Source organism: Bradyrhizobium sp. SZCCHNS1022 (assembly GCF_032484835.1).
GTDB lineage: Bacteria > Pseudomonadota > Alphaproteobacteria > Rhizobiales > Xanthobacteraceae > Bradyrhizobium.
On the sequence record NZ_JAUETT010000005.1, the window covers coordinates 267,669 to 287,148 of the forward strand.

Here is a 19,480-nt window from a genome sequence, read left to right on the forward strand (position 1 = left end):
GCTCGCGGGCGAAGTGGCAGATCAGGCGAATCGCACCCCGCACGCGTTCGGGAAACACAGGGAGGACAAGCAGGAATGTTTTCGCACGTCATGATCGGGACCAACGACCTCGACAAGGCCAAGGCGTTCTACGACACGCTGCTCGGCACGCTCGGCGTGAGGCCCGCAAAGGTCGATGGCCACCGCATCTTCTATTTCACGCCGACCGGCGTCTTCTCGATATCGAAGCCGATCAATGGCGAGCCTGCGACCGCCGCCAATGGCGGCACGATCGGCTTTGCGTGCAATTCTGCAGACCAGGTTGAGGCTTGGCATGCCTCCGGCGTCGCCGCTGGCGGCACCTCATGCGAGGAGCCGCCCGGCGTCCGCGAAGGCGCCGCGGGCAAGCTCTATCTGGCCTATTTGCGCGATCTCGACGGCAACAAGCTCTGCGCGCTGCATCGGATGGGGTGATCGGGCTTAGTTAGTCTCGCCTACCGTCACGATCAACTAGGCGACCATTTCTCGTCATTCCGGGGCGATGCGCAGCATCGAACCCGGAATCTCGAGATTCCGGGTCTGGTGCTTGCGCGCCATCCCGGAATGACGGCGGTAATCACCGCCCGGTCTTCACCCGGGTCCAAAGCCGGTTGATGGTACGCTGGGTGGACGGATCGCGGGCCGTGATGACGAACAGTTTCGCCAGCGTGGCCTCGTCCGGATAGATGTTCTTGTCGGAGAAAATCTTCGGATCGATCAGCTTCTGGCTTGCCAGGTTGCCGTTGGCGTAGGACAGGAAGTCGGAATTCCTGGCCGCGACGTCCGGACGATAGAGATAGTTGATCAGTTCGTAGGCTTCCGCGACGTGCTGCGCATCGGCCGGGATCGCGAGATTGTCGAAGAACATCTGCGCCCCTTCCTTCGGGATCGTGTAACCGATCTCGACGCCGTTCTTGGCCTCGTCGGCGCGGCTCTTCGCCTGCATGATATCGCCGGACCAGCCGACCACGAGGCAGATCTCGCCGGTCGCCAGCGCGCTCAGATATTCCGACGAATGAAACTTGCGCACATAGGGCGCGACCTTGCCGACCGCCTCGGCCGCCTTCTCCAGGTCCGCCTGTTTGGTCGAGTTCGGATCAAGGCCCAGATAGTTCAGCGCGGCCGGAAAAATATCGTCGGCGGAATCCAGCATCTGGACCCCGCATTCCTTGAATTTCGCGAGGTTCTCGGGCTTGAAGACGATGTCCCAGCTGTCGATCCTGGCGCCCGGTCCGAGGATCTTCTCGACCGCCTTGACGTTGTAGCCGATTCCTGTCGTGCCCCACATGTAGTTGGCGGCGAATTGATTGCCGGGATCGTAGGTGGCCAGATGCGCCGTCACGAACGGCCAGGCATTGGCCAGATTGGGCAGCTTCGATTTGTCGAGCGGCTGAAAGATCCTCGCCTTGATCTGACGCTGCAGGAAATACGCGGTCGGAACCACCACGTCATAACCGGATTTGCCGGCCAGCAGCCGCGTCTCCAGCGTCTCATTGGCATCGAACGTGTCGTACACCACCTTGATGCCGGTCTCCTTGGTGAAGTCGTCAAGGACTCCCGGCGCCATGTAGTTCGACCAGTTGTAGAAATTCACGACGCGGTCCGCGCCGAACACCGGCGGCAGGGACAGCAGCAACGCGGCGGCAACGAGGAAATGGAAAGCGCTCTGCTTGCGCCCGCGCGCCATCTTGGTCACCCCCTAGCGTCGGTGGATCGCGTCGGACAGACGCTCGAGCGCGGTGTCGAGGGTTGCATCCTTCTTGGCGAAGCAGAAGCGCACCACCGAGGTCACCGGATCGCGCTCGTAGAAGGCCGAGACCGGGATCGCTGCGACTTTGTAATCCCTCACGATCCGCCAGCAGAACGCCTCGTCGGTCTCGTTGAGACCGAGCGGTGACAGATCGACGGTGAGGAAATAGGTGCCCTGCGCCTTCAGGACCGGAAAGCCGAGGCTCTCCAATCCGGCAGTCAGCCGGTCACGGCTCCGCGCCAGTTCGGCACGCATGTCCAGAAAATAGTCGTCGGACTTGCCGAGCCCATAAGCCACCGCGACCTGCAGATTGGGCGCGGTGGTGAAGGTCAGGAACTGATGCACCTTGGCGGCAACGCGCAACAGCGGCGGCGCGGCGCAGACGAAGCCCACCTTCCATCCGGTCAGCGAGAAGATCTTGCCGGCGGAGCCGACCTTGATGGTGCGCTCGCGCATGCCAGGAATCGTGATCAGCGGGATGTGCTCGCGACCGTCGAAGATCACGTGCTCCCAGACCTCGTCGCAGATCGCCACCGCATCGAACTCCTGGCAGTACCGCGCCAGCAGCTCCAGATCCTCGCGCGGATAGACGACCGCGGCGGGGTTGAGCGGATTGTTGAACAGCACCGCCTTGGTCTTCGGCGTGAAGGCGGCGCGCAGCATCTCCTCGGACAGTCGCCAATGCGGCGGCTCCAGCCGCACGAGCCGCGGAATGCCGCCGGCCTGGCGGATGATCGGCAGGTAGGAGTCGTAGACCGGCTGGAAGCAGATCACCTCGTCGCCCGGCTCGACCACGGCCAGGATGGCCGATGTCAGCGCCTCGGTACCGCCCGAGGTGACCATAACTTCGCTCATCGGGTCGAGATCGAGCTTGTGCCAGCGCGCATAGTGCGCCGCGATCGCCTGGCGCAACTCCGGCAGCCCCATCATCGAGGGATACTGGTTATAGCCGTTCAAGACCGCATCGGCCGCCGCGCGGCGGATATCCTCCGGTCCCGGATCGTCCGGAAAGCCCTGCCCGAGATTGATCGCGTTGTTGTCGCGTGCAGCCTGCGACATCGCCTCGAAAATGGTGACGGGAAGGTCCGCGAAGACCTTGTTCATCGAAGTCATGAGGCCGCTTAGCCGCCGGTCTTGGTCGGCAGGCCGGCGGCCTTCCAGCCGAGCATCCCGCCTGCCAGATGCTTGTCGTAAGGCAAGCCGGCCGACTGCGCCGCGAGCGAGGCCGTCACCGAGCGCTTACCGGAGCGGCAGGCGAAGACGACGTCTTTTCCGGCCGGATCGGGAATGGCTTTCGGATCGAACGCCGAAAGCGAGACGACGATTCCATCCGGATAGGCTTCCGCAGCAACTTCGTTCGGCTCGCGGACGTCGACCAGAAGATAACGGCCTTCCGCGATCCCCTTCGCCACCTCCTGCGGCGTCAAATCATGCACCACTGCCACGCCTATCCTCCAACCCTGCCCGGGGCCCTGCTGGCCCCTGTTTGCAAACTCACTCCAGACGATTTGAAAATCAAGCGTCACGGCCGCAGAGCTGCCACAGGGCCACCAAGGCCCGGCGCGGCCGATCCGCCGCCTAGATGGTCACCTGGGTGCCGACCTCGACCACACGCCCGCTCGGGATCTGGAAATAATCGGTGGCGTCGTTGGCCGTGCGGCTCAACGCGATGAAGAGGTGATCCTGCCAGCGCGGCATTCCGGAATGCGCGGCCGGCTTGAGTGCCCGGCGCGACAGGAAGAACGACGTCGACATGATGTCGAATTGCCAGCCCAGCTTGCGGGCGATCGCGAGCGCCCGCGGCACGTTCGGCGATTCCATGAAGCCGAAGCGTAGCGTCACTTTCGAAAAGGTCGGGCTGATCTGCTCGAGCCGTACACGCTCGGAAGGATCGAGGCGCGGCGTCTGTGCGGTCTCGATCGTCAGGATCACGTTCTTCTCGTGCAGCACCTTGTAGTGCTTGAGGCTGTGCATCAGCGCGGTGGGCGCGCTTAAGGGATCGCTGGTCAGGAAGACGGCCGTGCCCGCCACGCGCTGCGGCGGCCGCTTCTCGAGCATAGCGACGAGATCGGCGAGCGGGAATTCCAGCTTGCGCGATTTCTCGAACAGCAGCCGACTGCCGCGCCGCCACGTATACATCAAGGTCATGACGAAGCCGCCCAGCGCGAGCGGCACCCAGCCGCCCTCGAGCACCTTGAGCAGATTGGCCGCGAGGAAAGTCAGGTCGAGGAACAGGAACGGGGCGATCAGCGCCGCGGCCGCGATCGGCGACCACTTCCAAACCTTCCACACCACGACGAAGCCCATCATCGCGGTCACCACCATCGTGCCGGTGACAGAGATGCCGTACGCGGACGCGAGCGCGCTGGACGATTTGAACATCAGGACCAGCAGCACGACCGAAGCCAGCAGCAGCCGGGTAATCCGCGGAATATAGATCTGGCCGGAATGGGCTTCCGACGTGTGGCGGATTTCGAAGCGAGGCAGCAAGCCGAGCTGGATCGCCTGGCGCGTCAGCGAATAGGCCCCCGTGATCACGGCCTGGCTCGCAATCACGGTCGCAACCGTGGCCAGCGCGACCATCGGGATCAGGGCCCAATCCGGAAACATCAGGAAAAACGGGTTCTCGATCGCCTTGGCGTCAGCGATGACGAGCGCGCCCTGCCCCAGATAGTTCAGCGCCAGCGACGGCAGCACGACGAAGAGCCAGGCCGTCTGGATCGGCTTTTTGCCGAAATGGCCAAGATCGGCATAAAGGGCTTCCGCGCCGGTCACCGCCAGGAAGACCGCACCGAGCGTGATAAATCCGATGATTCCGTGATGGAGCATGAACGTCACGGCGAAATACGGATTGATGGCCCATAACACCTCCGGCTGGCGCAAGATCGGCGGGATGGCGGCAATTCCGATCACCAGAAACCAGACCAGCATGATCGGCCCGAAGAAGGCCGCGACCTTTGCCGTGCCGCGCGCCTGCACCGCGAACAGAAGCACCAGAATCAGCAGCGTAACCGGCACGACGTAAGGGTCGAACGCCGCCGTGACCAGTTTGATGCCTTCGACCGCCGACAACACCGACAGGGCCGGCGTGATCACCGCGTCGCCATAGAACAAGGCGCCACTGATGATACCGAGCAGAACGATGACGCCGGCGCCCTTGCTGACGCCCCGTTGCGCAAGCGCCATCAAGGCGAGCGTGCCGCCCTCGCCGTTGTTATCCGCGCGCAACAGGATGACCACGTATTTCAGGGTCACCACGACAATGAGCGCCCACAGGATCAGCGACATCACGCCAAGCACCGCGTGGGGCGCCGCCTCTCCGCCACTGCTGGCGGCCATCACCGCCTCGCGCAGCGCGTAGAGAGGGCTGGTGCCGATATCGCCATAGACCACGCCAATGCTGCCGAGCGTAAGCGCGGCATAGCTGGCGGTGGAATGGGCATTGCCATGCCCACTGGACGCCGGCGTTTCAGCGGGCGTGACTGCGACATTACTGGTCATGGGAACTGGGGCCTCAAAAATGCTTCACGGCACCATGTGCAATGCGACGCGGCTTATAGCCCTGCGCCTGTTGCATAGCCTAGCCCTATTTTGGGCCCGCACCATGCAAAAACGCATAAAACCGCGATCTACGGTACCGATTTCCCGGCGTCGCACGCGAGTTGGGCATCATACCAGCTTACGGGCCTGAGCGCGAAGGGACCCCACCAGGGGACCTTTGCCATTAGCTAGGTGCCCTCATTACGGCTTCAAGTCCGGAGGCAGCGGCGGATCCTCACGCATCAAGGTGATGGTGACGCGACGATTGGCGGCCAGCGACGGATCGTCCGGAAACAAAGGCTGGGTGTCAGCCTTGCCGGACACCGCAAAGATATGGCTGGCTGGAAGCCCTTCCCGCTCCAGGATCTGGCGGACTGCGTTGGCGCGATCGGCGGACAAGTCGAACGCGCCGTAATCGCCGCGCGACGCCACGAATCCTGCCGAGGTGTGGCCGGTGATCTGCACGCGCAGCGGCGTGGCCTTCAGCGGAGCTGCGAGCTTCTCGACGAGGCGGCGGGTGCGCTCGTAGGGAACTTTCGAGCCGTCGGCGAACATCGACCGGCCGTCCTGGTCGACGATTTCCAGGTTGAGCCCCTGCTTGGTCTCCTCGAACATGATGTGCTTGGAGATCTCCGTCATCTCCGGCATGTCCTGCAGCGCCTGGCGCAAGGATGCCGCGGCCAGCGCGAACTGGCGATCGGTCTTGAGCTTCGCACCATTGGTGAAGCTGCGCTCTTCCTGTTCGGGGCTCGGTTCGCGCGAGGTTTCCTCCGGCGAGATATGCGCGGCATTCTTCAGGCGCGGCCGTGTGGGCAGGCCATCCGATTCCACGATCCCGGAGTACCGCGACTCGGTCTGCACGCCGAAGGCATCGCGCATGGAGCCAGCGACGACCTTCAGCTTGGCATTATCCATCGTGGAGAACGCAACCAGCATCACGAAGAAGCTGACCAGCAGTCCCATCAAGTCGGCGAAGGTCACGAACCAACCGTGACCGCCGCCATGCGCATCGCCGCGCTTTTTCTTGGCCATCCCTCAAGCCCCCGGATTGCCGCTGCGCGCCGTCAGGCGGGCACCGGCTCGCCTTCCGCATGGCGATGCTTCTCCGGCAGGTAAGCCAGCAGCATTTCGCGGACCAGGGCTGGGCTCTTGGAATCCCGGATCATCAGGATGCCGTCGATGATCAGGGTGCGGTTGGTCTCCTCGTCGAGCAGCTTGCCGTGCAGCTTGTCGGCGATCGGCAGGCAGAACAGGTTCGCCACCAGCGCGCCGTAGAGGGTGGCGAGCAGCGCGGTGGCCATGAACGGACCGAGCTTGGACGGGTCGGTCATGTTGGCAAACATCTGCACCATCCCGATCAGGGTGCCGACCATGCCGAAGGCCGGGGCACAGTCGCCGATGGCGCGATAGATCTTGCTGCCCTCGTCCAGGTGCATCAGGAAGTTGTCGCGGTCGCGCTCGAGATTGTCGCGGATGAATTCGAGGTCGTAACCGTCGGCGACGTAGCGGATGCCCTTGGCCAGGAACGGCTCGTCGGTCTCCACTTTTTCCAAACCGACCGGCCCCTGCTTGCGGGCGATCTCGGCGATACGGGCCAGTTCGTCGACCAGGTCGCGCGCCGACAGCCGGCTCATGGTGAAGGCGAACCTGATGCCGAGCGGCACGCCATGCAGGATCGCATTGAGCGGAAAGCGGATCATGGTGGCCGAGAACGAACCGCCGAAGATAATGATGGCGGCGTGTTCGGAGACGAACATCTCAAGATTCCCGCCGAGGAGCATCATTGTCGCGATGACAACGATGCCCGCCACGAGCCCTGCGCCCGTCATAATATCCATGAGCTTACTCCACCCGCGTACGCGAACCACCGGCCATGCTGGACGGACGCGGTCGTGCGGAACCGCGTGGGGGAAACCCTACGGATGCGCCATTAAGGACGAGTTACCGATTTTAGTAGGCATAACAGCCGGTAAATGAAGAGCGGCCCGCCAGCGCGGGCTGCTCCGTTCAGGCGGAAGCTAAGCGATCAGTGAATCTCCGCCGAGCGCTTCAGCGCCTGCTTGAGCTTCTCGAGCGAGAAGTCTGCAGCGCGCGCGATCTCCAGGATTGGCGTTTCGCGGCGCGCGCACAGCTCCGCCGCTTCCGGCAGTTTCTCTGCGATTTCGGATGGAATGACGATCGCACCGTGGCGATCAGCGTGGATCAGATCGTCCGACCGCACGGTCATGCCGGCGACGCGGACCTCGCCGCCGAAGCTCTCGGCGTGGACCCAGGCATGCGACGGACCGATCGAGCCGGCCAAGGCCTGAAAACCCGGCGCCCATTGCGGGATGTCGCGGATCGAGCCGTCGGTGACGACGCCGAGGCAGCCGAGTGCCTTGTGGACGGCGCTCTGCACCTCGCCCCAGAAGGCGCCGTAGCCGACATCCGGACCATCGATATCCTGAATCACGCAGATCCGCGGACCGAATCCGGTGCCGACATATTCGTAATAGGCGGTGCGGCGTCGGGCCTGCTCTTCCACGGAGATTCCAGGCTTCACCACCGAGCGAATGGTCACGGTGCGCGCATAGCCGACCATCGGCGGTAAATCCGGAAACGGGCAGACCAAAGGCTTGGTGGTGTAGCCGATCAGCCGCCGCTCGGGCGCTACGATCTCCATCGCGTTGCAGATCGTGGGGGTGTCGTAGCGCGTCAGCGCCTCGAGCACGGAAGGATCGAGCGGGGCGGCAGAACTGGTCACGGGCGTTTTCTCCGGGCTGGCGGGCGGCATTCGAGGCCGCCCTTCGAGCCGGTATAGACGACGCCAGCACATGGGCAAAGCGGCGGGCGCGCATACGCGCCCGAGTTCATTTGCAGGAGTTTAGTGCAGGAGTTCAGTGCAGCCGTTCCGGCGGCTGCTCCTCGTCGCCGCCATGGCTCAGCGGAGCCTGGAACGAGGTTGCAGGCGCGGCCGGCGCATTCGCCGCGGCCGCCGCGCCGACCGCCGCGGAATGCCGTATGGCCTGCTCGCGATACGATCGCCAGCCGAGGGGCAGGCTCAGCAGGTACAGGATCGAGCCGGCCGACAGGATCTGCCAGGGATAGACCACCAGCAACGCCACGAAGAAGACCACCCCTACAAAGACCACCAGCACCAATTCCGGCGGCACCCGCATCCGTATGGTCTTTCCAGAGAACACCGGCAGCCGCGACACCATCAAAAATGCGATCAACAGCGTATAGAACGCCGTCAGCAGCGCCGGCGGCTTCGGTGTGCCGAGGAAGGCCAGATAGATCGGCAGCAGCACGGTGATCGCGCCAGCCGGCGCCGGCACGCCGGTGAAGAAGTTCGCCGCAAAGGGCGGCTTGTTGGGATCGTCCAAGGTGGCATTGAAGCGCGCCAACCGCAGGCTCATGCTGATGGCAAAGACCATCGCGGCGATCCAGCCACTATCGTGCAATTCGTTCAACTGCCAGAAATAAAGCATCAGACCGGGCGCGACGCCGAAATTCACGAAATCGGCCAGGCTGTCGAGTTCGGCACCGAATTTGGACTGCCCTTTGATCAGCCGCGCGATCCGTCCGTCGATACCGTCGAGCGCGGCCGCAAAGACGATCGCGGCGACCGCGAGCTCCATCCGCCCTTCGGTCGACAGCCGGATGGCCGTGAGCCCGGCACAGATCGCCAGCAACGTGATCATGTTGGGGACGAGCATCCGCACCGGGATCGGCCGAAACCGGCGGCGGCGGATGTCGGAAGCGTTCGGATCGTAGGTCATGACAGGGCCATATAGCTCACCGGTCGCTGCGGCGCCATTGCCGCGATCCCGGAGCCTCCCAAGCCAATACGTCGTTCTCGCGGCTCAGGGGTTCAAGCGGTCCGGAAACTGAGCCCGGAGTTCACCTCATTGAAATCGGCCAGAATGGTCTCGCCCGCGATCGCGGTCTGCCCTTCCGCAACCAGCGCCGTGGTCCCCTCCGGCAGATAGACGTCGAGCCGCGAGCCGAAGCGGATCAGGCCGAAGCGCTCGCCTGCCCCGACGGTCTGGCCCTCGCGCACGAAAGAGACGATCCGGCGGGCGACGAGGCCCGCGATCTGCACCACGCCGACGCGGCCATGGGGCGTCGTGATCAGAAGCGAGTTGCGCTCATTGTCCTCGCTCGCCTTGTCGAGCTCGGCATTGATGAAGGCGCCCGGGCGGTAGGCGATCCGGTCGATCCGGCCCGCGATCGGGCTCCGGTTCACATGGACGTTGAACACGCTCATGAAGATCGAGATGCGCGGCAGCGGCTGGTCGCCGAGCCCGAGTTCGGCGGGCGGCAGCGCACGTGTGATCATCGAGATGCGACCGTCCGCGGGCGCCACGACCAGGCCGTCGCGCTGCGGAGTGACCCGGATCGGGTCGCGAAAGAACAGTGCGCACCAGACCGTGAGCACGGTGGCGATCCAGCCCAGCGGCGTCCAGATCCAGAACAGGATCAGACTGACCAGCGCGAAGCCTCCGATGAACGGATAGCCCTCGGGATGGATCGGCGGGATCTGGGCACGAATGGAATTGCTGATCGACATGGCCTGTTTCGTTGGCTGTTGTCCCTGTCTGCCTATTGATGCAGGCAGGGAAGGTCAAAATGAATCATTTGGAAGGCGGCGATTATTCGGCCGCCGTTGCGAGCGGGTCATTCGGCAGCGGCGGCCGGCTTTCGGAGGCATCGCGATCGTCATCGACTTGTGCGAGCCGTTCGCGCGCAGCCTCGGCCTCGCGCTGCCGATTCCACATGCTGGCATAGAGGCCGCCCAGGGCCAGCAGCTCGCCATGGGTGCCGCGCTCGGCGATGCGCCCCTGGTCGATCACGATGATCTCGTCCGCAGCGACAATGGTCGAAAGCCGATGCGCGATCACCAATGAGGTACGGTTGCGCGACACGCGCTCGAGCGCCTCCTGGATCTCGTGCTCGGTATGACTGTCGAGCGCCGAGGTGGCCTCGTCCAGCACCAGGATCGGCGGTCCCTTCAGCACCGTGCGTGCAATCGCCACGCGCTGCTTCTCGCCGCCGGAGAGTTTCAAGCCGCGCTCGCCGACCTGGGCGTCGTAGCCCTTCGGCGCCATCCGGATGAAGCTGTCGATCTGCGCCAGCCGTGCCGCCTCTTCGACCTCGGCGTCGCTGGCATCCCATCGGCCATAGCGGATGTTGTAGCGGATGGTATCGTTGAACAGCACGGTATCCTGCGGCACCATGCCGATCTTGTCCCGCAGCGAGGCCTGGGTCACCCGGCGGATATCCTGGCCGTCGATCAGGATACGGCCGCCCGAAACATCGTAGAGCCGGAATAGAAGCCGGGAGATGGTCGATTTGCCGGCACCGGAGGGACCGACGATCGCGACCGTCTTGCCGGCCGGTACATCAAAGCTCAGGCCTTTGAGGATCGGCCGCTCCGGCTCGTAGGCGAAGCGCACATCCTCGAACCGGACGTGACCCGACGTCACGACCAGCGGCTTGGCGCCGGGCGCATCCTTGACCTCCGCATCGCGCGACAGCACGCCGAACATCATTTCGATATCGATGATCGCCTGCTTGATCTCGCGATAGACCATGCCCATGAAGTTCAGCGGCTGATAGAGCTGGATCAGCATGCTGTTGATCAGGACGAAATCGCCGACCGTGTTGCGGCCCTCGCGAACGCCATAGGCACACATCAACATCGCCGCCGTGAGGCCGATCGTGAAAATAACGGCCTGCCCCGCATTGAGCACGGCCAGCGAGGTATAGGTCTTCACGCTGGCCCGCTCGTAGCGCTCCATCGAGCGGTCGTAGCGCTGGGCCTCCCGCGCCTCGGCGCCGAAATATTTCACCGTCTCGTAGTTCAACAGCGAGTCGATCGCCTTGGTGTTCGCTTCGGTGTCCGAATCGTTCATCCGGCGCCGGATCTCGATGCGCCACTCGGTGGCAATGTAGGTGTAGTACAGATAGGCCCCGACCATCGCCAGCGTCACGAGCACATAACGCCAGTCGAATTGCCAGAGCAGGACGGCGCTCAGCAGCGAGACCTCGACAATGGTCGGGATCAGCTGCAGGATCACCATGCGGACGATGGTCTCGATCGCGTTGCGGCCGCGCTCCAGCACCCGCGTCAGCCCGCCGGTCTTGCGCTCCAGATGGAAGCGCAGCGACAATTCGTGCATGTGGACGAAGGTGATGGTGGCGAGCTTGCGTACCGCATGCATCGCCACCCGTGCGAAGATACCGTCGCGCCACTGCGTCAGCACCGCCATCAGGATGCGCATGGCGCCGTAGCTTGCGGCCATGATCAGCGGCGAGGCAACCAGCCAGGCCGTCCAGTTCGACGGTGCAATCGGCGCAGTGTCGGCGCCGGTCAGCGCGTCGATCGCCCATTTGAAGGTGAAGGGCACCGCCAAGGTCGCGAGCTTCGCTGCGAGCAGCAGCACCACCGACCATGCCACCCGCCGCTTCAGGTCGACGCGATCGCCCGGCCAGATATACGGCCACAAATGCCTCAGGGTTCCGGCAAGCGTCCCCTGCTCCAGAGGAGCGCGCGCGGGCTGCGGCGCGTCACCGGTATGCGGAGGCAAGTCAGACGGAGCCATCAAGAAACCTGGAACAGCGTGGATCGTGGGATGTTGTGATGCGACGTAGTGCTGCCGTCATATAGAGCGTCTGATCGGCGCCTGCACCCTCGCGCGGAGTAAATCTGTCGCGGCGGCGCAGTATTTGCGCGGCGTTCGCGGATCGCATTTGCTGCTAGACTTTGCTCGAGCTGGCGCAAATGCGAATCAACTGCCACTCCCGTCTTGACGCCTCTATGCTGCAATGCCAAACATTTAAGATGACCGAAATCCGCACCGTCTGTGTCTATTGCGGCTCCGGCCCGGGCACCCATCCCAGTTTCATCGAGTCCGCAAAGGCCCTCGGCAAGATCTTCGCCGAGAACGGGGTTCGGCTCGTTTATGGCGGCGGATCGGTCGGCATGATGGGCGCGGTCGCCAGATCCGTGCTCGACCATGGCGGCAACGTCACCGGCATTATCCCGGACTTCCTGGTCAAGAAGGAAGTGATGATGCCGCTCAAGGATCTCATCATCACGCCCGACATGCATGAGCGCAAGCGGCTGATGTTCGAGCACTCGGACGCCTTCGTGGCGCTGCCTGGCGGCGTCGGGACGCTGGAAGAGCTGGTGGAGCAGCTGACCTGGAAACAGCTCGGTCGCCATCAGAAGCCGATCCTGCTCGCCAATATCGAGGGGTTCTGGGAACCGCTGTTTGCGCTGCTCGCGCATATGGGCGAGACCGAGTTCATCCGCCCAGGCTTCTCCATCGACCTTCTGAAGGCCGAGCGCGTCGAGGACATCCTGCCGCGCCTGCAGGCGGCGGCCGCGCGCGTCGCCAAGGAAGCCACCCAGATGGAGCCGGAGATCGCCAAGCGGCTCTGAGGCTTGGGGGCTTACTCCGAGGGAAATGTGACGGCTTCGATGCGGTTGCCATCGGGGTCGAGAATGAACGCCGCGTAGTAGCGCACGCGATCGTGCGGCCGCAGACCCGGCGCGCCATCGGATGCGCCGCCGGCCTCGAGCGCGGCGGCATGGAATGCATCGACCTCGGCGGTGGTCTTGGCGCGCAGGCAGATGTGCGTGCCGCTCTCGGCGCCGACGCGCGGCATGCCGGCACGGAGATTGATCCAGAATTCCGGGTAAGCCTTGCCGAAACCGACCGTCGCGGGACGGCTGACCAGGCGCGCCAGCCCGAGGGCGGCCAGTGTCGCTTCATAGAAGCGCGCAGCGCGGTCGAGATCGCTGACACCGACAGAGACGTGGTCGATCATGGTGGTCCCCTCTTCCCTCCGTCATTGCGAGCGAAGCAAAGCAATCCAGACTGCCTCCATTGTACCAGCCTGGATTGCTTCGGCGCTTCGCGCCTCGCAATGACGAATACCCTCACCCCGGCGCGCCCGATTTCACCAGCTTGTAGAATACCGAGTCCATCAGCGCCTGGAACGAGGCGTCGATGATATTGGGCGACACGCCGACCGTGGTCCAGCGCTCGCCCTGCTCGTCCTCGCTCTCGATCAGGACCCGGGTGACCGCCTCGGTGCCGCCATTGAGGATACGCACGCGATAGTCGATCAGCTTCAATCCTTCGATGTAGCGCTGATACTTGCCGAGGTCCTTGCGCAGCGCGACGTCGAGCGCATTCACCGGGCCATTTCCCTCCGCGGCCGAGATCAGCCGCTCGCCGGCGACATCCACCTTCACCACCGCCAGCGCCACCGTCACGCGCTCGCCCCGCGCGTTGTAGCGCTGCTCGACATTGACGTCGAACTGCTCGACCCGGAAATATTCGGGCACGCTGCCGAGCGTGCGGCGCGCCAGCAGCTCGAACGAGGCGTTGGCGGACTCATAGGCATAGCCGGCCGCCTCGCGCTCCTTTAACTCCTCGACCAGCCGCGTCAGCTTGGGATCGCTTTTCGAAAACGGAATTCCGGCACGATCCAGCGTCGCGATCACGTTGGAGCGCCCGGCCTGGTCCGAGACCAGCACCTTGCGGTGATTGCCGACGCTTTCGGGCAGCACATGTTCGTAGGTCTGCGGATCCTTCAGCACGGCTGAGGCGTGGATGCCGGTCTTGGTGACGAAGGCGCTCTCGCCGACGTAAGGCGCGTGCCGGTTCGGCGCACGGTTGAGCATGTCATCCAGTGTGCGTGATGCCTTCATCAGACCCGCGAGCTGCTGGTCGGACACGCCGATCTCGAAACGGTCGGCAAAATCGCGCTTCAGCTTCAAGGTCGGGATCAGCGAACAGAGATTGGCATTGCCGCAGCGTTCGCCGAGGCCGTTCAGCGTGCCCTGGATCTGCCGCGCCCCGGCGCGCACCGCGGCGAGCGAATTGGCCACGGCCTGCTCGGTGTCGTTATGGGCGTGGATGCCGACGTGATCGCCGGGGACGTGTCTGACCACCTCGCCGACGATCGCCTCGATCTCATGCGGCATGGTGCCGCCATTGGTGTCGCACAGCACCACCCAGCGCGCGCCGGCGTCGTAGGCGGCCTTGGCGCAGCTCAGCGCGAACTCCGCATCCTCCTTGTAGCCGTCGAAGAAATGCTCGCAATCGAGCATCACCTCGCGCCCGGCGGCCTTGGCCGCGCTCACGCTGTCGCGGATCGAGGCGAGGTTCTCCTCATTGGTGGTCTCGAGCGCGACCCTGACCTGGTAGGCGGAGGATTTGGCGACGAAGCAGATCGCATCCGCCTTGGCCTCCAGCAGCGCGACGACGCCGGGATCGTTCGAGACCGAGCGGCCGGCGCGCCGGGTCATGCCGAAGGCGGTGAAGCGGGCGTGACCGAGCTTCGGCTTCTCGGCAAAGAATTCGGTGTCGAGCGGGTTGGCGCCGGGATAGCCGCCCTCGACATAGTCGATGCCGAGATCGTCCAGCAGGCGCGCGATCACCTGCTTGTCGGCGAGCGTGAAATCCACACCGTTGGTCTGCGCGCCGTCGCGCAAGGTGGTGTCGAATAGATAGAGCCGTTCCCTGTTCATGGCTGCGCTCCCGAGCCGCCGAGCTCTTTCTTCATGGTGGTGTTGGCAAGCCATTCGCCATTGATCGTCACGCTGTTGCGTTGTTGCGCCGCGTAGCCGCGCTTCTTGAAGAAATCGACCGCGGTATCGCTGGCATCGACCGAGAGGGTCTTGGTGCCGCGAGCGCCGGCGAGCTTCTCCAGGGCGTCACAGAGCAGCGCACCGACACCCTGCCCGGCCACGCTCGGATGCACATAGAGCATGTCGATATGGTCGTTGCCCTTGAGCGCGGCGAAGCCGACCGGCGAGCCCTGCATCGTCGCGATCAAGGTCAGCTCGGAAGCAAGCTTCTTGCCGAAGGCCGCTTCATTGTCAGCCACGGAAGCCCAGGCCTCCTGCTGGTCCTCGCTGTAATCGTCGCCTGTCAGCTCCTGGATCGCGGCGACAAAGATCGTGGCGAGCATGGGCGTATCGGCGGCGAGGAAGGGCCGCAGCGCGGCCTTCGGTAGAGCTTGTCCCATATCCTCACCACAAGCCGTAAAGTTTCGTCACCAGCGCCACCGCGCCCGCGATCAGCACCAGCTTCAGCAGGATGTAGTACAGCCAGTGCCGCGGAAAAGGCGTGTCGGGCCGGCTCATCGCGCGATCTCCTCTTTCAGCGCGGGAGCTCCGTAGGGTGGGCAAAGCGGAGCGTACCCACCACCGATCCGCGAACGCGCAAGATGGTGGGCACGGCGCTCCGCGCCTTTGCCCACCCTACGCGTGAGAACCCGTGGCGCTGTCATCGCGCGATCTCCCAGGTTGTGACGGGCTTTCCGTCCGGCCCCTTGCCGTCCTTCAGCACCACGCCCATCGCCGCGAGTTCGTCGCGGATGCGGTCGGATTCGGTGAAGTCCTTGCGGGCACGCGCGGCGGTGCGTGCCGCGATTAGCTTTTCAACCTTTTCTGTAAGCTGTGCCTCAAGGTCCACCATTTCAGCGCTTGTTCTGTTACCAACGAACAAGACACCGGCATCGTTCAATTGAACAATGAAGCCTGCTGCCCACAGAGTGTCCTCGAGTCTACCCCTCTGCTCATCGAGCCCATTTGCAACAGCCGATCTATAGTGAACGATGTCCGCTTGAATCTTCTGATCTATCTGAGGACCGCTCAGGTACACACTCGCATCGAAGCCTGGATGAAAGAAGCCAGGCTTGTTGATATTACGGAAACCAAGAGCGCTTAGACTTGCAACAAATGAATCCACCGGGAGTCTGCCAGATTTGACAAGATGGTACATCTCGCGAAGGCGAGTTATAGCCTTAGGCGTGTTCAGATCATCCGCCAAAGCTTCGACAAGCCGATCATCCGGAGCGTCATTGCTCTTAACCAATTCTCTCGTCGGGCCGACCAAATCGACTACTAAGTCTGTCCAATCTAGTAGCTCTCTTCTGGAATTCTCAAGTCCAACTCGCGTCCAATCGATTGGCTGACGATAGTGTGTGCTCAGCATTAGCAGTCGCAGGACATCACCTGGATATTCCTGCAAGAGGTCCCGGATCGTGACGAAGTTGCCGAGGCTCTTCGACATCTTCTCGCCCTCGACCTGCAGGAAGCCGTTGTGCATCCAGACGTTCGCCATGCGCGCTGTATGGAAGGCGCAGCAGCTCTGCGCGACCTCGTTCTCGTGATGCGGAAAGACGAGATCGATGCCGCCGCCGTGGATGTCGAAGGTCTCGCCGAGATGCTTCCACGACATCGCCGAGCATTCGATGTGCCAGCCGGGCCGCCCCTCGACCTTGATGCCGGCCGGCGACGGCCAGGACGGCTCGCCGGGCTTGGACGGCTTCCACAGCACGAAATCCGTGGCGTCGCGCTTGTAGGGCGCGACATCGACGCGGGCGCCGGCGATCATTTCGTCGAGCGAACGGTTCGCCAGCGCGCCATAGCGCGGCAGCATCGAATTCGCCGCGTTCATCGCTCCCGGCGAGAACAGGACATGGTCCTGTTCGACATAGGCAAAGCCGCCGGCGACCAGCTTCTCGATGATGGCGCGCATCTCGGCGATATGTTCGGTCGCGCGCGGCTCGATCGTCGGGCGCAAGCAGCCGAGCGCATCGACGTCGTCGTGGAACTGCTGCTCGGTCAGTTCCGTGACCTTGCGGATCGCCTCGTTCAGCGGCAGGCCGGGATAGTCACGCGCGGCGCGGTCGTTGATCTTGTCGTCGACGTCCGTGATATTACGGACATAGGTGACGTGATCGGCCCCATAGCGATGCCGCAGCAGCCGGAACAGCACGTCGAAGACGATGACCGGCCGCGCATTGCCGATGTGGGCGAAGTCATAGACCGTCGGCCCGCAGACATACATGCGGACGTTGTTCGGATCGAGCGGCACGAAGCTGCGCTTCTCCCGCGACGAAGTATCGTACAAACGCAATTCCATCGATCCGTCCCCAGAAGCCTCGGTCTGCGACGCAATCGCGACAGCGATGGTCGGACCGCAGGCGTTAGCTGACCCCTGACCTGCCCCTTGCCCTCGCCACGGGCTCGGCCGGATGCGACCGCGCATGGCGCAAAACAACAAAAGCCCGACCTACCGGCCGGGCGTCCTGATCATCTCTGTTGAGAATAGACAGCCTCAGCCAGCGAATCGCTAGCGCGTAATCTCGCGGCAAATGCAGCAAATGGCGAGGAGGCCGTTCATGGAAATCACCATGGGCTACGCGGGTGTTGCCGTCAAGGGCCGCAAATCGGCCACCTTCGCCGCCCAAATGCTCGCGCCCCGCCGCCTGGTTAATCATTGTTAACCCCTTCGATCTACAGTTGCGGGCATTCTCCCAACGCTTGGTGCACCATGCGATTCCTCTCGACTGCGCTCGCCTGTGTCCTCGTCGTTGCCGCAACCATAGCCCACGCGGAAAGCCGCATCTTCATCATCGCCAACGAAGCCGACGGCTACGGCGTCGACCAGTGCCTGGCGAAGGGCGACAAATGCGGCGCGCCTGCGGCCCGTTCCTATTGCCAATCACGTGATTTTGCACAGGCCTCCTCCTATCGCCGGGTCGACCCGGACGAGATCACCGGATCGGTGCCAAAACCGGCTGCAAACTGCCCCCGTGGGGCCTGCGGCGAGTATGTCGCGATCACCTGCCAGCGCTGAGCTGCAGGGAACAAGCGGTTCCCGCCACGGCAGCGCCTCGGAAACGGCGTGACGCTGCCGAACAAAGCGGCTATGGGAAGCCGGTCTCGCCGCGATTTTTCCGCGTTCTGTGCTTACTCCCGCGGCACCCATAGACCGGAATACCGCATCTTGATCGCTTCCTCTTCTTCGCGCCTGCTCGCCTGCGCCACGCTGCTTGGATTGGTTCTGATCGGCTCCGACGCCCTCGCCCAGTCCGCGCCCGAACCCTACCCGCAGAGTCCGGGACAGCCCCCCGCGCAGCCGGCGGTGAATCCGATCTGCCCGCGGCTCGAAGCGCAGCTGGCCTCGATCGATCGCGGCGGAGGCGATCCCGGCAAGGAGGAGCAGATCCGCCGCTACCAGGAGGCGGCCGCCAAGCAGCAGGCCGAGCTCGACCGCGTCACCATGCAGGCCAAGCGGATGGGCTGCGAGAGCACGGGCTTCTTCTCGCTGTTCAACGGCCGTTCCGCCGAATGCAGCCCGGTCAACACCCAGATCCAGCAGATGCGGTCCAATCTCGACCAGATCACCGGCAGCCTCGAGCGCCTGCGCGGCGGCGGTTTCGGCGGCGGTTCGGATCGCGACAATCAGCGCCGCTCCGTGCTGGTCGCGCTCGGCCAGAACAATTGCGGCCCGCAGTATCAGCAATACGCCAATGCCGCCCGCGGCAGCAGCGGACCCGGCAACTTCCTGACCAACCTGTTCGGCGGCGGTGGCGACATCAACGCCAATCCCGCCGCCTCCCTGCCGCCGCCGAGCGCGGATCTCGCCGCGCCCACCGGCACCTACCGCACCGTCTGCGTGCGCAGCTGCGACGGCGCCTATTTCCCAATCTCGTTCGCCACCGTGCCGGGGCGCTTTGGCGATGACGAGCGGGCCTGCAAGGCGCAATGCCCGGCCGCTGACGCCACGCTGTTCACCTATCGCAATCCGGGCGAGGACATGAACCAGGCGGTGTCGATCAACGGCCAGCCCTATACGTCGCTGCAAAACGCGTTCAAATATCGCACCGAGTTCAATCCCACCTGCTCCTGCAAGGCCCCGGGCCAGACCTGGGCGGACGCGCTGAAGTCCATCGATGACAAGGCTGCGGCCGAGCAGCAGGGTGACATCATCGTCACCGAAGAGAGCGCCAAACGGATGCAGCAGCAGCGCCAGACCACCAAACCCAACCCGGCAGGGGCCAGGAAGGGCGCCGTGCCTGCTCCGGCCGACACCGTGACCTCGCCCGCTGCAACGCCCGACACCACCGCAACAGGTGCGGACAACAAGCAGATCCGTACCGTCGGCCCGACCTTCATCCCGGCGCGCTGAGCGGCGGCTTCGCCGGAGCGAAATATTCGGGGGCCTCATGGTTCGAGACGCGCGGCTTCGCCGCGCCCTCACCATGAGGGTCTCCGATTTTACGGCGAAATGCCCCCTCGTCCTGAGGAGCTCGCCGGAGGCGAGCGTCTCGAAGGACGGCCGCGCGGGCGAGATTATCAGCCAAATTGTGTGCGAT

Annotated in this window: 18 protein-coding genes; 4 read left to right on the forward strand and 14 right to left on the reverse strand. The window is 63.9% G+C overall.

Translation table 11 applies throughout. From position 1 onward, the window contains the following. Positions 1 to 75: 75 nt before the first annotated feature. On the forward strand, positions 76 to 453 hold the full coding sequence (locus tag QX071_RS26630; RefSeq protein ID WP_315705239.1) for a VOC family protein: 378 nt from the start codon (positions 76 to 78) through the stop codon (positions 451 to 453). A 142-nt stretch (positions 454 to 595) separates the two neighbouring features. On the opposite strand, the gene QX071_RS26635 is transcribed toward QX071_RS26630, so the two are convergent. The 10 genes from QX071_RS26635 to QX071_RS26680 all read right to left on the reverse strand — a co-directional run bounded on the left by QX071_RS26635 (position 596) and on the right by QX071_RS26680 (position 11,895). Then, a complete protein-coding gene (locus tag QX071_RS26635; protein ID WP_315705476.1) occupies positions 596 to 1,705 on the reverse strand; it encodes a polyamine ABC transporter substrate-binding protein in 1,110 nt (369 codons plus the stop codon). Between the two features lie 12 nt (positions 1,706 to 1,717). Then, positions 1,718 to 2,881, reverse strand: coding sequence for an aminotransferase (locus QX071_RS26640; RefSeq protein WP_315705238.1), 1,164 nt, complete (start codon positions 2,879 to 2,881; stop codon positions 1,718 to 1,720). Between the two features lie 8 nt (positions 2,882 to 2,889). After that, positions 2,890 to 3,213, reverse strand: coding sequence for a rhodanese-like domain-containing protein (locus tag QX071_RS26645; RefSeq protein ID WP_315705237.1), 324 nt, complete (start codon positions 3,211 to 3,213; stop codon positions 2,890 to 2,892). A gap of 133 nt (positions 3,214 to 3,346) precedes the next feature. Then, positions 3,347 to 5,269, reverse strand: a complete 1,923-nt coding sequence (locus QX071_RS26650; RefSeq protein ID WP_315705236.1) for a potassium transporter Kup — start codon at positions 5,267 to 5,269, stop codon at positions 3,347 to 3,349. Between the two features lie 240 nt (positions 5,270 to 5,509). Next, positions 5,510 to 6,340 carry a flagellar motor protein MotB gene (locus QX071_RS26655; protein WP_315705235.1) on the reverse strand — a complete coding sequence of 277 codons (831 nt, stop codon included), beginning with the start codon at positions 6,338 to 6,340 and terminating at the stop codon, positions 5,510 to 5,512. A 32-nt stretch (positions 6,341 to 6,372) separates the two neighbouring features. Next, positions 6,373 to 7,146, reverse strand: a complete 774-nt coding sequence (locus tag QX071_RS26660) for a motility protein A (protein WP_315705234.1) — start codon at positions 7,144 to 7,146, stop codon at positions 6,373 to 6,375. Between the two features lie 188 nt (positions 7,147 to 7,334). Then, positions 7,335 to 8,081 (reverse strand): RraA family protein, encoded by a 747-nt coding sequence (locus tag QX071_RS26665; protein WP_409977518.1) that lies wholly within the window; start codon positions 8,079 to 8,081, stop codon positions 7,335 to 7,337. Positions 8,082 to 8,184: 103 nt separating this feature from the next. After that, positions 8,185 to 9,069, reverse strand: a complete 885-nt coding sequence (locus tag QX071_RS26670) for a phosphatidylcholine/phosphatidylserine synthase (RefSeq protein WP_315705232.1) — start codon at positions 9,067 to 9,069, stop codon at positions 8,185 to 8,187. A 92-nt stretch (positions 9,070 to 9,161) separates the two neighbouring features. After that, positions 9,162 to 9,860, reverse strand: coding sequence for a phosphatidylserine decarboxylase (locus tag QX071_RS26675; protein ID WP_315705231.1), 699 nt, complete (start codon positions 9,858 to 9,860; stop codon positions 9,162 to 9,164). Positions 9,861 to 9,942: 82 nt separating this feature from the next. Continuing rightward, positions 9,943 to 11,895 carry an ABC transporter ATP-binding protein/permease gene (locus QX071_RS26680; RefSeq protein WP_315705230.1) on the reverse strand — a complete coding sequence of 651 codons (1,953 nt, stop codon included), beginning with the start codon at positions 11,893 to 11,895 and terminating at the stop codon, positions 9,943 to 9,945. 239 nt (positions 11,896 to 12,134) lie between these two features. Here QX071_RS26680 and QX071_RS26685 point away from each other — a divergent pair, with 239 nt between their 5' ends. Beyond that, on the forward strand, positions 12,135 to 12,737 hold the full coding sequence (locus QX071_RS26685; RefSeq protein ID WP_315705229.1) for a TIGR00730 family Rossman fold protein: 603 nt from the start codon (positions 12,135 to 12,137) through the stop codon (positions 12,735 to 12,737). A gap of 11 nt (positions 12,738 to 12,748) precedes the next feature. Here the strand turns inward: QX071_RS26685 and QX071_RS26690 are convergent, their stop codons facing one another. The 4 genes from QX071_RS26690 to cysS all read right to left on the reverse strand — a co-directional run bounded on the left by QX071_RS26690 (position 12,749) and on the right by cysS (position 17,241). Next, the gene (locus tag QX071_RS26690) at positions 12,749 to 13,126 is read right to left on the reverse strand and encodes a VOC family protein (RefSeq protein ID WP_315705228.1); all 378 of its coding nucleotides are present in this window, start codon (positions 13,124 to 13,126) and stop codon (positions 12,749 to 12,751) included. Positions 13,127 to 13,238: 112 nt separating this feature from the next. Further along, entirely contained in the window at positions 13,239 to 14,837 is a 1,599-nt protein-coding gene (cimA, locus tag QX071_RS26695) for a citramalate synthase (protein ID WP_315705227.1), read from the reverse strand. Then, positions 14,834 to 15,337 (reverse strand): GNAT family N-acetyltransferase, encoded by a 504-nt coding sequence (locus QX071_RS26700; RefSeq protein ID WP_315705226.1) that lies wholly within the window; start codon positions 15,335 to 15,337, stop codon positions 14,834 to 14,836. Before QX071_RS26700 ends, cimA begins: the two co-directional genes overlap by 4 nt. Before the next feature lie 260 nt (positions 15,338 to 15,597). Next, a complete protein-coding gene (gene cysS, locus QX071_RS26710) occupies positions 15,598 to 17,241 on the reverse strand; it encodes a cysteine--tRNA ligase (protein ID WP_409997630.1) in 1,644 nt (547 codons plus the stop codon). 411 nt (positions 17,242 to 17,652) lie between these two features. Between cysS and QX071_RS26715 the strand changes: the two genes are divergently transcribed. Then, a complete protein-coding gene (locus QX071_RS26715; protein WP_315705225.1) occupies positions 17,653 to 17,958 on the forward strand; it encodes a hypothetical protein in 306 nt (101 codons plus the stop codon). A gap of 150 nt (positions 17,959 to 18,108) precedes the next feature. Then, positions 18,109 to 19,293 (forward strand): DUF2865 domain-containing protein, encoded by a 1,185-nt coding sequence (locus tag QX071_RS26720; protein ID WP_315705224.1) that lies wholly within the window; start codon positions 18,109 to 18,111, stop codon positions 19,291 to 19,293. Positions 19,294 to 19,480 lie beyond the last annotated feature (187 nt).

Excerpts from the sequence above, each read along its gene's own strand:
- QX071_RS26630 (WP_315705239.1), top strand. The coding sequence starts at position 76 with ATGTTTTCGCACGTCATGATCGGGACCAACGACCTCGACAAGGCCAAG.
- QX071_RS26635 (WP_315705476.1), bottom strand. The coding sequence starts at position 1,705 with ATGGCGCGCGGGCGCAAGCAGAGCGCTTTCCATTTCCTCGTTGCCGCC.
- QX071_RS26640 (WP_315705238.1), bottom strand. The coding sequence starts at position 2,881 with ATGACTTCGATGAACAAGGTCTTCGCGGACCTTCCCGTCACCATTTTC.
- QX071_RS26650 (WP_315705236.1), bottom strand. The coding sequence starts at position 5,269 with ATGACCAGTAATGTCGCAGTCACGCCCGCTGAAACGCCGGCGTCCAGT.
- QX071_RS26655 (WP_315705235.1), bottom strand. The coding sequence starts at position 6,340 with ATGGCCAAGAAAAAGCGCGGCGATGCGCATGGCGGCGGTCACGGTTGG.
- QX071_RS26660 (WP_315705234.1), bottom strand. The coding sequence starts at position 7,146 with ATGGATATTATGACGGGCGCAGGGCTCGTGGCGGGCATCGTTGTCATC.
- QX071_RS26665 (WP_409977518.1), bottom strand. The coding sequence starts at position 8,081 with ATGCCGCCCGCCAGCCCGGAGAAAACGCCCGTGACCAGTTCTGCCGCC.
- QX071_RS26670 (WP_315705232.1), bottom strand. The coding sequence starts at position 9,069 with ATGACCTACGATCCGAACGCTTCCGACATCCGCCGCCGCCGGTTTCGG.
- QX071_RS26675 (WP_315705231.1), bottom strand. The coding sequence starts at position 9,860 with ATGTCGATCAGCAATTCCATTCGTGCCCAGATCCCGCCGATCCATCCC.
- QX071_RS26680 (WP_315705230.1), bottom strand. The coding sequence starts at position 11,895 with ATGGCTCCGTCTGACTTGCCTCCGCATACCGGTGACGCGCCGCAGCCC.
- QX071_RS26685 (WP_315705229.1), top strand. The coding sequence starts at position 12,135 with ATGACCGAAATCCGCACCGTCTGTGTCTATTGCGGCTCCGGCCCGGGC.
- QX071_RS26690 (WP_315705228.1), bottom strand. The coding sequence starts at position 13,126 with ATGATCGACCACGTCTCTGTCGGTGTCAGCGATCTCGACCGCGCTGCG.
- cimA (WP_315705227.1), bottom strand. The coding sequence starts at position 14,837 with ATGAACAGGGAACGGCTCTATCTATTCGACACCACCTTGCGCGACGGC.
- QX071_RS26700 (WP_315705226.1), bottom strand. The coding sequence starts at position 15,337 with ATGGGACAAGCTCTACCGAAGGCCGCGCTGCGGCCCTTCCTCGCCGCC.
- cysS (WP_409997630.1), bottom strand. The coding sequence starts at position 17,241 with ATGGAATTGCGTTTGTACGATACTTCGTCGCGGGAGAAGCGCAGCTTC.
- QX071_RS26715 (WP_315705225.1), top strand. The coding sequence starts at position 17,653 with ATGCGATTCCTCTCGACTGCGCTCGCCTGTGTCCTCGTCGTTGCCGCA.